This window comes from Pseudomonas sp. S2_H10, from assembly GCF_054668285.1.
On record NZ_CP162754.1, the window covers coordinates 3,261,719 to 3,276,611 of the forward strand.

The window sequence follows — 14,893 nt, forward strand, 5'->3', positions numbered from 1 at the left end:
TGTTGTTTTTGTTGTTCGAAGCCTGAGTCGGTGATTTAAGAGTGGCGGCTTCCCTCCTCACGCATCAGCGCCTGCAAGGTATCGAGCCGGGCACCGTCGAAGGCAATCACGGAGCCCTGCTCGAACACCCGGCGCGCCAGCCCGGTCAGCACCGCACCGGGCGGCAGTTCGATCTGTAGACGTACCCCGCGCTCGTAAGCGCTTTGTACCGTGCCGCGCCAATCGACGATGCGGCACATGTTGAAGGCCAGGTCGTCACGCAAGGCTTCAGGCTTGATCAGCGGTCGCGCGCGACTGCCGCTCAGGTAACCGATCTTCGGTGTTTCCATCGGTACTTGGGCGAAGGCTTCGGCCAGGCGTTGCGCGGGCACCTCAAGCAACGGGCAGTGGGAGGGCACGCTCACTGCCAGTCGCTTGGCCAAGCCAGCCCCGCAACCTTTCGCCAACTCCGCCACCGCTTTCATCGCCGCGTCGCTACCGGCAATCACCAGTTGGTTATCGGCGTTGATATTGGCCAGATAAACCGGCATTTGCGCGCTGTGCACCCGGGCCAGCAATCCTTCCACCGTGGCCAGGTCCAGACCGATGATCGCGGTCATGCCGTAGCCCTGTGGATAAGCCTGCTGCATCAACTCACCGCGCAGGCTGACCAGATGCAGCGCATCGCTGAAACCCAGGGCGCCAGCCACCACTGCGGCCGGGTAGGCGCCGATCGACAGACCGGCCACGTAGTCCGGGGTCATGTCCAACTGGCGTGAAGCGGCGACACCGGCGATCAGCAGGCAAAGCTGAACCGCTCTCGTCGACTGCAACGCCTCGGCGCAATCCAGCCGCGTGACATCTTCACCGAGCACGTCGCTCGCCTCGGTCAGCGTTTCCCGAGGCAAACGCGCCAGCATGCCGGGTTGCTGCGCACCCTGGCCGGGGAACACCAGCAAGCGGCTCACGCGGCTTGCTCCTGTGGATTCCACGGGTCAGTGACCAGAGTGGCTTGAATGGCACTTTTCAGCAGGACCCGCGACGAAGCGCCGGCCCATTCGCGCAAGGCAACGGCGCCAAGCGGCGTCTGCAATTGCAGGTCCACGCGGCACACGCTTGTGTCGAGAACGGCCACCAGCGCCTGGGCATCGACACGACTCAACGGACTCGGCGTACGCAGGATCAGGTCGAGGTCGCTGCCCTCGTGCAAAGCGTCAAATCCACTGGCCAACTCGAACCCGGCACTGCCGCTGACACCCCAGGCCCAACCACAGTCATCAAGGTGCGAGCGCAGTTGCGCCAAGGCCCGCAACGCCGGGAAATCACGCTGGCCTTGAACATGGCGGAGTTCTTCCGGCCGCACCTGCCGGGTGATGGCGGCGACGTCCATGAAGGTTGCAAATCGCTGCTCGCGCAACGGCCCGCGCACGCCCACCGCCACCTGCCCCGCCGCGCTCAAGGCGCGACGGACCACCACCGGCTGGCCGGCACTGATCGAGTCGATCACCCAGGCAGGCGCATCCGCAGGCAACTGCTGCGGGGTCATGCCCCACAGCAGGTCGTGAGCCAGTAGCGTGCTCACCACTGCGCTCTCAGCAACTGGCGAACCTTGCTCGAGGCCGCACGATTACTCGCACCGAGGCGACCGCTCAGATCACGACCACCGGCGGCCACATCGCCAATCGCCTGATGCAGGCAATCGGTCACCCGCGCCAGATCCGCCGCCGTCGGTTGTTCGATCTGCTCCACCGACAGGGTTTCCCACAGCAATCCGAGGCTGGCATAGCTGTCGATGTCGTAGGCCATCGGCGGCACGCTGGCCGCCAGGGCTTCGAGCTCTTCGACACTGCGCAAGGTCACCCGCGCCGCCGACGCCTTGCCCATCGCATGCACCATCACCCCCGGATCGCGCAGGGCGATCAGGCGATTGGCCTGATAACCGTGGGCCAGAAACGCCCCGGACATGGCTTTGCCCACCAGCAAACCGATGACCGCATGGCCGGCCAGGCGGGCACGGGCATAGCTGTCCGCCGCAGCGGCCAGCGCCTGATGAATGCCCAGGGCTTCCTCGCGTCGACCGTAGGCCTGGCTCGGCACGTCGACGATGGCGATCAGGGCGCGTTTGTGTGCCTTGTCCTGATCGGCGGCGATGACTTCATCCACCGCCTTGGCCAGACCCCAGCCTTCGAGCAGCCCCACCTCGCCGTTGCGGGCACGGACGAAGCGGTTTTGCGGGTCAGCCACTACCGCGATGAAACGCACAGGCTGATCGCCCAGCGTACCGTCCGCGACTTTCAGCGAAGCCGGCAAACCTTCGACCGCTTTCGCCCCGGCACTCAAGGCGTTGAACCAGTTCAATCCGCGTAGGGAATACGAGTTCATGGGCGTTCTCCTTGGTACAGATCGCGAACCACGGACGGCTCGATTTGCGGTTCGGCATCCAGACGCGCCAACCGTTGCAGGAACAGTTCAGTCTGATGACTGCGCGGTTGCGCCGGCAAACCTTGCTGGAGTAACTCGCCCACCTGCTGGCGGATCTGCGCCACGTCGTCGGCAACATAGCGATCCACCAGGCCACTGGCGAAACGTTGCTCGCCACCGGTCAGGCTCCAGATGAAGGGCCGGTCGCGGGAGTCGTATTCTTCGAGTCCGGCTTCCTGTTCGATCACCTGCGGACCGTTCAGGCCGAGTCGCGCTTCCTGGGTCACCAACAGATAACTGCACAACCCGGCGGCAATCGACATGCCGCCAAAGCAACCGACGCTGCCCGCCACCACACCGACCACGGGCTGGTACTGCTGCAAATCGACAATCGCCGCGTGGATGTCGGCAATCGCCGCCAGGCCGAGGTTGGCTTCCTGCAACCGCACGCCACCGGTTTCCAGCAGCAGCACGGCGCGGGTCGGGATGCCGTTGCGGTTGTCTTCGGCGGCCAGTTCCAGTGCGCCGGCAATTTTTGCTCCGCCGACTTCACCGAGGCTGCCGCCCTGGAACGCACCTTCGATGGCCGCAATCACCACCGGCAAACCATTGAAGCTGCCCTTGGCGATGACCACGCCGTCATCGGCTTGCGGCACCACGCCCTGGCGCGACAGCCATGGCGACATGATGCGCTGGAACGGGTCGAGCAGTTCGCGGAAGGTGCCGGCGTCGAGCAGGGCCTTGGCCCGTTGCCGGGCACCGAGTTCGACGAAGCTGTGCTTGTTCAGCAGGGATGCGCTGTCAGTCATGGCCGATCTCCTCGAAGCCCTGTTCCAGACGCAAGCGCACCACGCCGGGTGTCGCCCCGAAATCGTGGATGTCGATATCCATCGCCGGCGGCGTCTGGCCGTCGAACATCCGTGCGAACAGATGCTGCCAGCGTTGTTCGCTGCCATTGACCGAGGTCTGCACGTTGATCGTCAGCTTGCCGGCCTGGCCTGGTTCGATCAGCACTTCCAGATCGCCAGAGCCGACACAACCCACCAGGGTACGACCGCGTGGCGGCTGCCCGGCGGGGAATTCAAAGGATAAGGTTTCCATCAAAACGCTCCCTGGATAAGGCCGTCGCCAGACTCGATACGGTCGATGAACAGGCAGGCTGCGAGCAGGTCGGCAGCACCGCCGGGCGAGGCATTCAACGCGATGAGTTGTTGGTCCAGCTCATGCAGGCGGCGACGCCCGGCGAGGCTGGCACTGCCACCCGCATCGAGCACCGCCCGGGCACCCTCCTGCATGGTGTGCAGGCCTTCTTCGCCTGCGCGATACAGCACGCAGGTGTCGGCCAGATTCGTCATGATCGCCAGCAGCGCGTCGAGCCGGGCGTTCTGTTCGCCATGACCGGCTGCACGACTGCGCAGCAGTTGTGGCAGGGCCCGTTGGGTCACAGCCGGGAAACCCAGTTGCGCTTCTTCACGGGCGCCGCGAGCGCCGTAACGTTGGGCGACTTGCGCACCGTGACTGAGCGGGCGTGGAGCAAAACGGTCGTCGAGCAGGGCCAGCCGCGCAGCACGTATCGCCACGCTGTTGGCATTGCAGGATTGAGGTTCCAGTGCTGCGGCAGTGATCAACAGGCCCAAGGCCCAGATCGCCCCGCGATGGGTGTTCACGCCACCGGTGGTGTCGAGCATCGCTTGCTCGCCTTCACGTCCGATGCGGCCAACGGCTTCGCGCAGCGGCAAGCCGACTTCGCCGAACTCGATGGCGGCTTGAGCCATTTCCTTGAAGGCCGGCCACAACGATAACGCCGAAGCGTGCATCAGCCCCAGGTGCAAATCGGTGTGGGCGCCATTGCCGCGACGGTCGACCAGTGCCGGTTTCGGCGACAGGTCAGCCTCGTCGATCAGTGCATCCACCGCCAGGTCCGCCAGTCGTTCGGCCAGGCTCAGGTTTTTCGGTTGCAGGTTAAGTGCGTGCATTACCAGCTCCTGAACTTGGCGGGCGGGTTGTAGAGGCCACCGGACCACTCCACCAGATCGGCCACGCTTTTCGCCGCGAGCAGTTCGCGAGTGGCGTCGGTGCGGCGGATGCCGAGGTCTTCGGGCAAGGCGATCAGGCCTTCGCGGCGCATGCGCGCGGTGTCTTTGGGGTTGTGACGCAGGCCGATGGCGGTCACCCCGGCAACGGCGGCGATCATCGCCTGGCGTTCTTCCAGCGAGCGCGCCTTGTACAGGTAGGCGATGCCTTCTTCGGTCAACAGGTGGGTCACGTCGTCGCCGTAGACCATGATCGGCGCCAGCGGCATGCCGCTTTTCTTCGCCACATCGACAGCATCGAGGGTTTCAACGAAAGTCGGCTTGCCGCCCTCCTGGAAGGTCTCGACCATCTGCACCACGAGTTTCTTGCCGCGTTCGAGCATCGGCTCGGCCACGTCGGTATTGCGCATGTCGAGCCAGGCTGGCGTGCCGTGGCGACGACCGCGCGGGTCGTGGCCCATGTTCGGTGCGCCGCCGAAGCCGGCCAGGCGCCCACGGGTCACGGTGGAGGAATGGCCGTCGCCATCGACCTGCAACGTCGCGCCGATGAACAGGTCCACCGCGTATTGCCCGGCCAGCTGGCTGAACATCCGGTTCGAACGCAGGGAGCCGTCGCGCCCGGTGAAAAACACATCCGGACGCGCCGCAATGTAGTTCTCCATCCCCAGTTCGGTGCCGAAGCAATGCACGCTTTCGACCCAACCGCTTTCAATCGCCGGGATCAGCGTCGGGTGCGGGTTGAGCGTCCAGTTGCGGCAGATCTTGCCTTTGAGGCCGAGGGATTCGCCGTAAGTCGGCAGGATCAACTCGATGGCAGCGGTGTTGAAGCCGATGCCGTGGTTGAGGGACTGCACGTTGTGTTTTTCGTAGATCCCGCGGATCGCCATCATCGCCATCAGCACGTGCACCGGCTTGATGTGCCGTGGGTCGCGGGTGAACAGCGGTTCGATGTAGAACGGCTTGTCGGCCACCACCACGAAGTCGACCCAGGAAGCGGGGATATCTACCCGTGGCAGGTCGCTGACGTCGTCCACCAGTTGATTGACCTGGACGATGACGATGCCGTCGCTGAAGGCCGCCGGCTCGATCAGTGCCGGGGTGTCTTCGGTGCTCGGCCCGGTGTAGATGTTGCCGGCGCGGTCGGCCATGAAACCGGCCGAGAGCACGACGTTGGGAATCAGGTCTACCACCAGCCGTGCGTAGAGTTCGATGTAGGTGTGGATCGCGCCGATTTCCAGCAGGCCGTCTTCAAGCAACTGGCTGATGCGCAGGCTTTGGGTGCCGGCAAAAGAGAAATCGAGCTTGCGGGCGATGCCGCGTTCGAACAGGTCCAGGTGCTCGGCGCGGCCGACGCTGGGCATGATCATGTGCAGGTCATGCAGCTTCGCGGGATCGGCCTTGGCCAGGGAACGCGAAAGGAAATCCGCCTGCTTCTGGTTGTTGCCTTCGAGCACCACACGGTCGCCCGGCAGGATCAACGCTTCCAGCGCCGCGACGATGTTGTCGGTGGGCAACACCACACCGTCGGCAAGACCTCGCACCAGCTCGAGACGCCGCTGCTTTTCGCGGCGCCGCCGCGTCCATCGCGAGTCGGGGGATATTGTTGTTGTCATGACCACTCCACGGGTTCGCTGTCGTGGAGCTACCTTAGGAGTGTTGGGTGGGGGCATCAATCAAGCAGAGTGGTGGATCGTTACGCTTAGGGTAATGGTTGTCTGGACTGACGCCATCGCGGGCAAGCCCGCTCCCACAGGTTTTGTGTTCACCACAGATCAACTTTGGGAGCGGGCTTGCCCGCGATGAGGCCGGTCAAATCGCCGCTGAATCGGGATCAATTGATCAACCCGGCATCCACCAACAACCCCTCCAGCGCCAACAAATCCGGCACCTTGGCCACCTGCTCGCCCACCTGCACCGCCGCCTGCTCCAGCGCACACAACGGCACGTCCACATAACTCAACTGACTGTCGAGCTTGCAGGAGCGCGGAATGCCCTGCACCAGCAGCGCGATGAATTTCAGTTCGGGGCGCCCGCCGAGGGTGTTGAGGATGACAATCCGCGCACGCTCGCCAATGACGATTTTCTGCCCGCAGGCCGACTCGAAACTCAGCAGCGGAATCTGCCGGTCGCGCCACGTCACCAGGCCCAGGTACCACGGCGGCGTGTCGAGGTCGAAGGTCCCCGGTGGCTGGTAATCGATCAGCTCGGCAACGGCGACGTTGGGCAGGATCAGGTTGCGGTCGGCCAACGGCAGCAGCAGGCCGGTGAGGTTGCTGGTGCGGTGCTCAAGCATGGGTCTTGCTCCACAAGGCGATGCTTTCGAGCAGCACCGATTCCTGGTACGGCTTGCCAAGGTAGTCGTTGACGCCGATGGCCATGGCCCGATCGCGGTGTTTCTGTCCGGTACGGGAAGTGATCATGATGATCGGCAGGTGTTGCAGGCGTTCGTCGCTGCGCACCTGGGCCGCGACTTCGAAGCCATCCATGCGCGGCATCTCGATGTCCAGCAGCATCAGGTCAGGCATGTGCTCTTCCAGCAGCAGCATGGCATCGACCCCGTCCTTGGCGGTCAGCACGCTCATGCCGTGGCGTTCGAGCAAGCGGCTGGTGACCTTGCGCACGGTGACCGAGTCGTCGACCACCATCACCAGCAGCGGCCGATGCGGTTCGGCCTCGACTTCCTGCCCCGCCGGACGCTGGGGTACGCGGGCCTGCATGGCGCGGATCGGCGCCAGCAAATCCAGAATCAGCACCACCCGGCCATCGCCGAGAATCGTCGCCCCGGACACCCCTTGCACCGCGGCAAACTGTGGCCCCAGGCTCTTGACCACGATCTCGCGGGTGCCGGCCATGGCATCCACCTGCACCGCGATATGCCGTTCATTGCACTGCACCAGCAGCACCGGCAACGGCAGGGTCTGGCCCAACAGTTTCGGGCGCGGACTGGTTTTCAGCAGCTCACCCAGATAGCACAGTTCGTAACGTTGCCCGGCATATTCGTAGGTCGGCGAATCGAAACGGAAATACCCTTCGAGTTCAATGGGCAGCACGCGAACGATGCCGTCGATGGTATTGAGCGGGATCGCGTACTGGTCCTCGCCGCACTGCACCATCAGCGCCCGGTTGACCGATACGGTGAACGGCAGGCGAATGCGAAAATGCACGCCCTGCCCCGGCACCGAGTCGATGCTCATGGTGCCGCCCAGTTGCCGCACCTCTTCGTGCACCACGTCCATGCCGACGCCGCGCCCGGAGATCTGGGTGATTTTCTCGGCGGTGGAAAACCCCGGTTGCAGGATGAACTGCAACACGTCGTGATCACTGATGATGCTGTCCGGAGCGAGCAGGCCGCGCTTGATCGCCTTGCGCCGTACCGCGTCCAGCGGCACACCGGCGCCGTCGTCGCGGATGTCGAAAATGATGTCGCCACCTTCGCGCAGCAGATCGAGGGTGATCCTGCCCTTGGCCGGTTTTCCCGCCGCCAACCGCGCCTCGACGGACTCCAGTCCGTGGTCGACGGCGTTGCGCAGCATGTGCTCCAGCGGCGCGGCCATGCGTTCGAGGACGTTGCGATCCATCTCGCCTTCGGCGTTATCGACGATGAAATCCACGTCCTTGCCCAGCTCGCCGGCCACCTGCCGGACGATGCGCTGCAACCGCGGGACCATCCGTTCGAACGGCACCATGCGCGTGCGCATCAGGCCTTCCTGCAATTCGGTGTTGATGCGGCCCTGCTGTTGCAGCAGGTTCTCCGCATCATGATTGCGCCGCTCGAGGGTTTCCTTGAGGTCGAGCAAATCCGAGGCGGATTCGAACAACGCCCGGGACAACTGCTGCAACTGTGAATGGCGGTCCATTTCCAGCGGGTCGAATTCTTCGTAGCCCAGGCGTTCGGCGTCGACTTGCTGGCGGCTGAGGATCCGTCCCTGGGTTTCGGTATCGAGGCGGCGCAACTGGTCGCGCATACGCTCGATGGTGGTCTCCATCTCGCTCAGGGCGATGTGCGCATCGTTGACTTGCTGTTCGATGCGGCCACGGAAAATCGATGTTTCACCCGCCAGGTTGACCAGGTCATCGAGGAGCTCCGCCGAGACCTTGACCATGTCTGCCCCGGCATCGGACGGCGGCGCCACCGGTTCGGCCTTGGGCGTGACCGGCGGTGCAACCGGTACGTGGGCTTCAGGCACGGTCGGGTGGCTGAAGTTCTTGATCGCATCGATCAAGCGGTCGGCCGGCGGCATCGGCTCACCGGCGCGGGCCGCGTCGAGCATCTGCGCCAGGCGGTCATGGCTGCGCTGCAACAGCGCGAACAACGCTTGCGTCGGTTGCAGCACACCGGTGGACAGGCCTTCGTAGAGGAACTCCAACTCATGGGCCAGATCGCCAATCGCGGCGATTTCCACCATGCGCGCGCCACCCTTGAGGGTGTGCAGGTCACGCAGCAGGGTTTCCACTTCCTGACGACTCGAGGGCTGGGCCTGCCAGCGTTCCAGCGCCGCACCGGAGCTTTCGATGATGTCGAAACCTTCCTCGAGGAAGATCTCCAGCAACTCCGGATCGTGTCCGGCCGAGTCGTTAGCGGTCGCTTGCCGGGCCGCCTCGGCGACACCCGCATGACCTTGACGGTAGGCACGAATGGCTTCGATCAGCTCGAGGGAATCGTTCAGTGGCTGGTGGCGCTGCAACTGTTCAAGGTACAACGCCAGTCGCTCATGGCTCTGTTGCAGCAGCGCTGCCAGTGCATCGCTGAAGGCGTATCGACGGTCCACCAGGCCTTGGTAAAGGCTTTCCAGCTCATGGGCCAGATCGCCGACCGGCCCGACTTCGGCCATGCGCGCGCCGCCCTTGAGGGTGTGCAAATCCCGTTGCAGGGACGACAGTGGCGCGGCGTTGTCCGAATCGCGCAACCAGCGCTGCAAGGCCTGACCGGCGCTTTCGAGGATATCCACTGCTTCTTCGAGGAAGATCGCAACGATTTCATCGTCCACGCCGACAACTCGGTCCTCTGTAGGAGCTGCGGTGCGGCGATCCGACTTGCCAGCGATGGGCTCACCGGCGCCGCGTTTATCCAATGACAGCGCGTCATCGTTAGCGTCCATCGCGAGCGGGCTCGCTCCTACAGGTGCAGGGGGTAGCGTGTGCGCTAGATCGGCGGTGGCTGCGCCCAGTTCGCGGATGCTCAGGGTGCGGCTGCCATCGCTGCGGATCAGGCCCATGGCCGACGGGTCGAGACTCTCGTCGAGCAGCTCGCGCAAGGCTCTGATCCGTTGCGGTTGCGGGCTGACTTCCTGGCCGGCGGCCAGTTCGTCGAGCATGTTGATCAGCGCTTCGTGGGCTGCCTGTGCTTCATGGAAAAAGCGCTCGCTGACCGCGAGGCTGCTTTCTTCCACCGCACCGTACAGGTCGAGCAACGCTTCGCACAGCTCATCCACCGGGTGCAGGTCGGCCAGATGGGCGCCTTCGCCGAGGGTGGTCAATTCGTCCAGCAGCGCGCTGAGTTCCTGACGTTCGCCGGGGTGTTGCTGCCAGCGTTGCAACAGGCTTTCGGCATCCAGCAGGATGTCCATGCCTTGGGCGAGGAAGTTGTTGATCAGTTGCGGGTCGCGCTTGATTCGCAGCCCGGTGTTTGGTGTATTCAGCAGGTTTTCCAGACGCTCGGCCAGCAGTGCCCTGGCGCGTTCGATCAAACTCCGCGCACCGGGAATTTCCGCCAGCGGATCGCGTTTGAGCTGGCGCAAACCAAGGCGGAACAGCCCTTCTGCCTCCAGCAGCAATTCGACCTCATCCAGGTCCAGCGCGATCAGGTGCGCCTTGTATTCCCGGGCCAGTTGATCCAGCGGTGCGGCCAGTTCGGCAATCGGCAAGACACCGGCCATGGAGGCGCTGCCCTTGAGGGTGTGCAAGGCGCGCTGCAACTCATCGCTGGCCTGCAACGGCACATGTTCGGCGGCTTGATCGAGGAAGCGATTGAGGCTGCCCAAATGGGTTTCGGCTTCTTTGCGGAAGATCTCCAGCAATAGCGGGTCGAGGGCCGCGACGTCTTGGGTATCCTCATCGGACACCGGTTCATCGCCCTTGGCCAAGGCATGAGCGCGGGCGGCCAACTGATCGACATCGTTGCGCTGACGCTGGGCATTGGCGGCGTATTCCGCCACCAGTTCCGGCAGCAGATGCAGCACATCGCCGATCAGTTGCTGCACCGTAGCGCCAGGCTCCACGCTGTTCTCCAGCACGCGGTTGAGCAGGTTTTCCACGGCCCAGGCCAGCTCGCCCAAGACCAGAGCGCGCACCATGCGGCCACTGCCCTTGAGGGTATGGAAGGCTCGGCGCAGCTCGCTCAGGGCCGAGTGGTTGTCAGGGTTGACCGACCAGCGCGGCAAGTACTCGCGGAGGATTTCCAGGACTTCGTCGGTTTCCTCGAGGAACACCTCACGCAGCTCCTCGTCCACCGGCTCTTCGCCTGCCGGCGGCGGCAGCAGGCTGCCCGGGGTGTTCAGCGCGGGCGGGTTCAGGCTCGAAACCGGGCTGGCGAGCACATCGGCCAGGGTCTGGACGATCTGCGGATCATCCAGCTCCTGCATCATCTGCATGACCTGGGCTTCGCTCGGGTTGAGCACATCCTCCAGCACCGGCACATGTTGCTCACTGGGGAAAAACCCGAGGCTCGCCAGACTTTTTTCCGCGACGTCGAGCAGGTTCTCACCCTGCGCCTGCGGGTCATCGCTGAGGCGCTCGAGGTAGTACTCGATGCTGGTGATCACGTCGGCCAGGCTGTCCAGTTCCTGCCAGCCCGGTTGACCCGGCTCGAGCAACAGGTGCTCGCGAATGAAGTGATTGCAGGTTTCCACCAGGCTCGCCGCCCGGCTCAAGGGAATCATCGCCAGCGCGCCACGTACCTGGGTCAGCAAAGCCGGCAGCGCCTGCAAATGCTGGCGGTCCCAGTCGGCGTCGATGTAGTCGACGATCATGTCCTTGGCCTGCTGCAGGCAGATGCGGGCCTCCTTGATCACGATCTGATGGATCTGCGTCAGGTCGGTGGTCGGCAGGCGGTTGTCATCCTGGCTTTCCGGCTCCACGGTGCCGACCATGCCGGCCAGCGTCGCTTCGACGTACAACAAGGCCCCGGCAACGTCCATGAGAATGGCATCGTTGGGTTCGCGCTGGCCCTGCGCGAGGCTGAGCACCACCGCCAATTGATCGATGATCACCTTGCGCGGCTGGCCGAAGCCCAGGACCGCCAGGGTATCGGCGATTTGCCGCAGCGGTGCCAACAGGCTGTCGAGGTCGGAGGTGTGCTGGCGGTCGCTGCGCACGAACAGGTCCAGACGTTCCTTGACCCGCACCAGCTCTTCGCACAGCGCGGCCAGCACCGAGCGCATGGCGTCACGGTCGGGACCGGCCAGCCGCGCGCGTTCTTCATCGACCATCGCGCTGTCGGGCAGCGCGTCGTCCAGTGAGTAGCGTTCTTTCATGGTCAGCATCTGCCCGGTGGGATGTTCAGCCTTGGCTATGTAGAACAGCAAACTCTTGAGCAACTCCGGCGGGGCCGGTTGATTGATACCCTGCATGCCTTGTTCGAGCAGGCGCTTGAGTTCCTGGTCGGCATCCTTGAACAGACTGCGCAAGGCCGGGCTGTTGGCAATCGCACCGCCCCGCATGCCTTCGACCAGCGCCGATGCCACCTGCCACAACGGGCTCAGGGGCGCATTGGCGCACAGCGCTTCGAGACGGGTGAAGACCTTGGCCAGGTAATCGAGGTTGGTGTCGTTGTCTTGCTCACGCAGGAAGCCGACCAGCGCCATTTGCAGCATCTGCCGCAGCTTGCGCAGCACAGCGGGCAACTCGGCCGGTTCCAGCTGCGCCAGCGTTTGTGCGTCCAACGCTGGCAACTCGGGCAATTGCGGGCTGAACAGGCTGGTTTCCGACAACAGGCTTTCGCCACGGGCGCTGCGCAGGTCGTTGATCAACGGCAACACCACCAGCGGCAAGTCGCGGCGCGCGCCTTGCACGCGGTCCAGGTAGATCGGCAGCTGCCCAAGGGCCTGCATCAACAGGTGAAAGCCCTCGTCGCGATGGCTGACACGGTTGCCCTGCAAGGCCATGGCCAGTTGTTCCATTTCTTCGGCGAGCAACGCCGCGCCGTAGAACTCGACCATCTGCAAACTGCCGTGGGCCTGATGGATGCACGCCAGGCATTCATCGAGCGCATGCGCGGCCTGCGGGTCATCGAGCACGGTTTCGATCGCGTGATGAGCCTGTTTCAGCGTTTCGGCAATCTCGCCCTTGACCCACTCGAGGGCCACATAGTCGTGCCGATCACCCATAACCACTCCAATCACAATTCAGATACCCATGGGCGGTTCAAGCTTTGTCCACAACCTGCACCTTGGCAGCCGGCAAGGTGAAACCGGACACCGAACGACGCAACTGACTGGCCATTTTCGCCAGGTTGCCGATGCTGTCGGCCGTGGCGGTGGAGCCCGACGACGTCTGCGAGGTGATCTGCTGGATCACGTTCATCGTCAGGGAAATCTGCCCGGCCGACGAGGTCTGCTGCTGCGCGGCATTGGAAATGCTCTGGATCAATGCCGCGAGCGTCTTCGACACGCCCTCGATTTCTTCCAGGGCCACACCGGCATCCTGCGCCAGACGGGCGCCACGCACCACCTCGGTCGTCGTCTGTTCCATGGAGATGACCGCTTCGTTGGTGTCGGTCTGGATCGCCCGCACCAGGGTTTCGATCTGCCGGGTAGCGGCAGACGAGCGCTCGGCCAGGCGCTGCACTTCGTCGGCGACCACGGCGAAACCGCGGCCGGCATCACCGGCCATGGACGCCTGGATGGCCGCGTTGAGGGCAAGGATGTTGGTCTGGTCGGCAATGTCATCGATCAGGCTGACAATGTCGCCGATTTCCTGGGAGGACTCGCCCAGGCGCTTGATGCGCTTGGCGGTGTCCTGAATTTGCTCGCGAATGTTGTCCATGCCGTGGATGGTGTTGTGCACCACCTCGTTGCCCTTGTTGGCGATTTCCACCGAGCGCTCGGCAACCGCCGAAGATTCCGCCGCGTTGGCCGACACCTGGTCGATGGACTCGGCCATGTCGTTGATCGCCATCGAAGCCTCGGAAATCTGCTGGGCCTGATGTTCCGACGCCTGGGCCAGGTGCATGGCGGTGGCCTGGGTCTCCTGCACGGCGGCGGCCACCTGGCCGGCGGTGAGGTTGATGGTCGCGACCAGGTCGCGCAACTGGTCGACGGAGTAATTGATCGAATCGGCGATGGTGCCGGTAAAGTCTTCGGTCACCGAGGCTGTCACTGTGAGGTCGCCGTCGGCCAGATCTTCGATCTCGTCGAGCAGGCGCATGATCGCGTTCTGGTTACGCTCGTTTTTCTCGGCGGTTTCGCGCAACTGACGGTTGGTTTCGCGCACCATCACCAGGCCGATCAGGATGATAGAAGTCAGCGCCAGCAAGCCCAGCACATAACCGCCAATGGTGTCGGTGGTGCGCCCGCCGACCATGTTTTCAAAACCGCTGGCCAGGTGCGAGGCTTCGTCGAGCAGGGTCTGCGACAGACTGAAAATGTTCGAGGCCGACTCGCGAACCTTGAACAGCTCTGGCGAGGTTTCGAGGATTTCGTCCACGGAGCCGGAGACAAACTCGAACAGTTCGGAGATTTCCGCGAGCCGCGCACGGGCGTCGCGGTCTTCGACCTGGCTGACCTTGAGCGCCGGGTCGCCCTGGAGCATGCCGTTGAGCACCTTGCCGAACTGCGTCGCGTCGCGTCCGAAGGCATCGGCGGCCTGCTGTGAGTTTTCGTCGCCGGCCAGCACCGTATTGACCGCGCCGAGGATCCGCTCGGCCAGCAGCGACTGGCGCTGGGCCATCGCCACCTGGGCCGCCGGAGCGCCCCGCTGGAGGAGAATCTCGACGACCTTTTCGTACTCGACCTGCAGCTGCGGCACGGTTTCGGCCAGGGTCGCGGCGACCTGATGCAGCGACAGTACGGTTTGTTCGCTGGAGAGAATCGCGTCGGTGTTTTTCAGCAGGCGGTCCCAATCCTGTTGCACCGCGCGCATTTCCGGACGCACGGCGGCGGGGGCCGGCGGCAGGCTGGTGGCCGGGTCGCCCTTCTTCAGGTAACCCCAGCGCCGGGCAAAATCGTTGCGCGCATCACTGAGCAACTTGAACGCGGCAGCCTTGCCGGCGGCGGCTTCGGTGGCGTTCTTGGCGATACGCTGGGACAGCACGCGCAGCTCGCCGGCGTGGCCGATGTACTGTTTGTCGTAGGTAGCCTGGGTGTTGAGGTACGCGAAGTTGGCGAACAGCAGCATGATGAAGACGATCAGCGCGATGAACAGCACGATGATCTGCGACCGGCTGCGCGACCCTTCCATTGGCTTGCCTGCTTTTGCTTTTATCATCGGTCCTCGCCTGTTAACCCACACCCTTGATGCCTACT

The 14,893-nt window shown here is 63.9% G+C and carries 10 protein-coding genes; all 10 read right to left on the bottom strand.

The window, feature by feature from the left end:
- Positions 1-35: 35 nt before the first annotated feature.
- The 10 genes from mdcH to AB4O16_RS14630 all read right to left on the bottom strand — a co-directional run bounded on the left by mdcH (position 36) and on the right by AB4O16_RS14630 (position 14,855).
- Positions 36-947, bottom strand: a complete 912-nt coding sequence (gene mdcH, locus AB4O16_RS14585) for a malonate decarboxylase subunit epsilon (protein ID WP_460157981.1) — start codon at positions 945-947, stop codon at positions 36-38.
- Complete coding sequence (locus AB4O16_RS14590) at positions 944-1,564, bottom strand: malonate decarboxylase holo-ACP synthase (RefSeq protein ID WP_460157982.1); 621 nt, start codon at positions 1,562-1,564, stop codon at positions 944-946. The genes mdcH and AB4O16_RS14590 overlap by 4 nt, the downstream gene beginning before the upstream one ends.
- Positions 1,558-2,361: a biotin-independent malonate decarboxylase subunit gamma gene (gene mdcE / locus AB4O16_RS14595; protein ID WP_460157983.1), complete on the bottom strand. Its 804-nt coding sequence runs from the start codon at positions 2,359-2,361 to the stop codon at positions 1,558-1,560. The genes AB4O16_RS14590 and mdcE overlap by 7 nt, the downstream gene beginning before the upstream one ends.
- Positions 2,358-3,209: a biotin-independent malonate decarboxylase subunit beta gene (locus tag AB4O16_RS14600; protein ID WP_460157984.1), complete on the bottom strand. Its 852-nt coding sequence runs from the start codon at positions 3,207-3,209 to the stop codon at positions 2,358-2,360. The genes mdcE and AB4O16_RS14600 overlap by 4 nt, the downstream gene beginning before the upstream one ends.
- Positions 3,202-3,501, bottom strand: a complete 300-nt coding sequence (locus AB4O16_RS14605; RefSeq protein ID WP_007975424.1) for a malonate decarboxylase subunit delta — start codon at positions 3,499-3,501, stop codon at positions 3,202-3,204. Before AB4O16_RS14605 ends, AB4O16_RS14600 begins: the two co-directional genes overlap by 8 nt.
- Positions 3,501-4,376 carry a triphosphoribosyl-dephospho-CoA synthase gene (locus tag AB4O16_RS14610; protein ID WP_460157985.1) on the bottom strand — a complete coding sequence of 292 codons (876 nt, stop codon included), beginning with the start codon at positions 4,374-4,376 and terminating at the stop codon, positions 3,501-3,503. Before AB4O16_RS14610 ends, AB4O16_RS14605 begins: the two co-directional genes overlap by 1 nt.
- Positions 4,376-6,046, bottom strand: coding sequence for a malonate decarboxylase subunit alpha (mdcA, locus tag AB4O16_RS14615; protein WP_460157986.1), 1,671 nt, complete (start codon positions 6,044-6,046; stop codon positions 4,376-4,378). The genes AB4O16_RS14610 and mdcA overlap by 1 nt, the downstream gene beginning before the upstream one ends.
- Before the next feature lie 218 nt (positions 6,047-6,264).
- Complete coding sequence (locus AB4O16_RS14620; protein WP_160386110.1) at positions 6,265-6,726, bottom strand: chemotaxis protein CheW; 462 nt, start codon at positions 6,724-6,726, stop codon at positions 6,265-6,267.
- A complete protein-coding gene (locus tag AB4O16_RS14625; protein WP_460157987.1) occupies positions 6,719-12,757 on the bottom strand; it encodes an Hpt domain-containing protein in 6,039 nt (2,012 codons plus the stop codon). Before AB4O16_RS14625 ends, AB4O16_RS14620 begins: the two co-directional genes overlap by 8 nt.
- Positions 12,758-12,794: 37 nt before the next feature.
- Positions 12,795-14,855, bottom strand: a complete 2,061-nt coding sequence (locus AB4O16_RS14630; protein WP_460157988.1) for a methyl-accepting chemotaxis protein — start codon at positions 14,853-14,855, stop codon at positions 12,795-12,797.
- Between the last annotated feature and the right edge of the window lie 38 nt (positions 14,856-14,893).

Coding starts and splice junctions, on each gene's coding strand:
- mdcE (WP_460157983.1), bottom strand. CDS start 2,361: ATGAACTCGTATTCCCTACGCGGATTGAACTGGTTCAACGCCTTGAGT.
- AB4O16_RS14600 (WP_460157984.1), bottom strand. CDS start 3,209: ATGACTGACAGCGCATCCCTGCTGAACAAGCACAGCTTCGTCGAACTC.
- AB4O16_RS14605 (WP_007975424.1), bottom strand. CDS start 3,501: ATGGAAACCTTATCCTTTGAATTCCCCGCCGGGCAGCCGCCACGCGGT.
- AB4O16_RS14610 (WP_460157985.1), bottom strand. CDS start 4,376: ATGCACGCACTTAACCTGCAACCGAAAAACCTGAGCCTGGCCGAACGA.
- mdcA (WP_460157986.1), bottom strand. CDS start 6,046: ATGACAACAACAATATCCCCCGACTCGCGATGGACGCGGCGGCGCCGC.
- AB4O16_RS14620 (WP_160386110.1), bottom strand. CDS start 6,726: ATGCTTGAGCACCGCACCAGCAACCTCACCGGCCTGCTGCTGCCGTTG.
- AB4O16_RS14625 (WP_460157987.1), bottom strand. CDS start 12,757: ATGGGTGATCGGCACGACTATGTGGCCCTCGAGTGGGTCAAGGGCGAG.
- AB4O16_RS14630 (WP_460157988.1), bottom strand. CDS start 14,855: ATGATAAAAGCAAAAGCAGGCAAGCCAATGGAAGGGTCGCGCAGCCGG.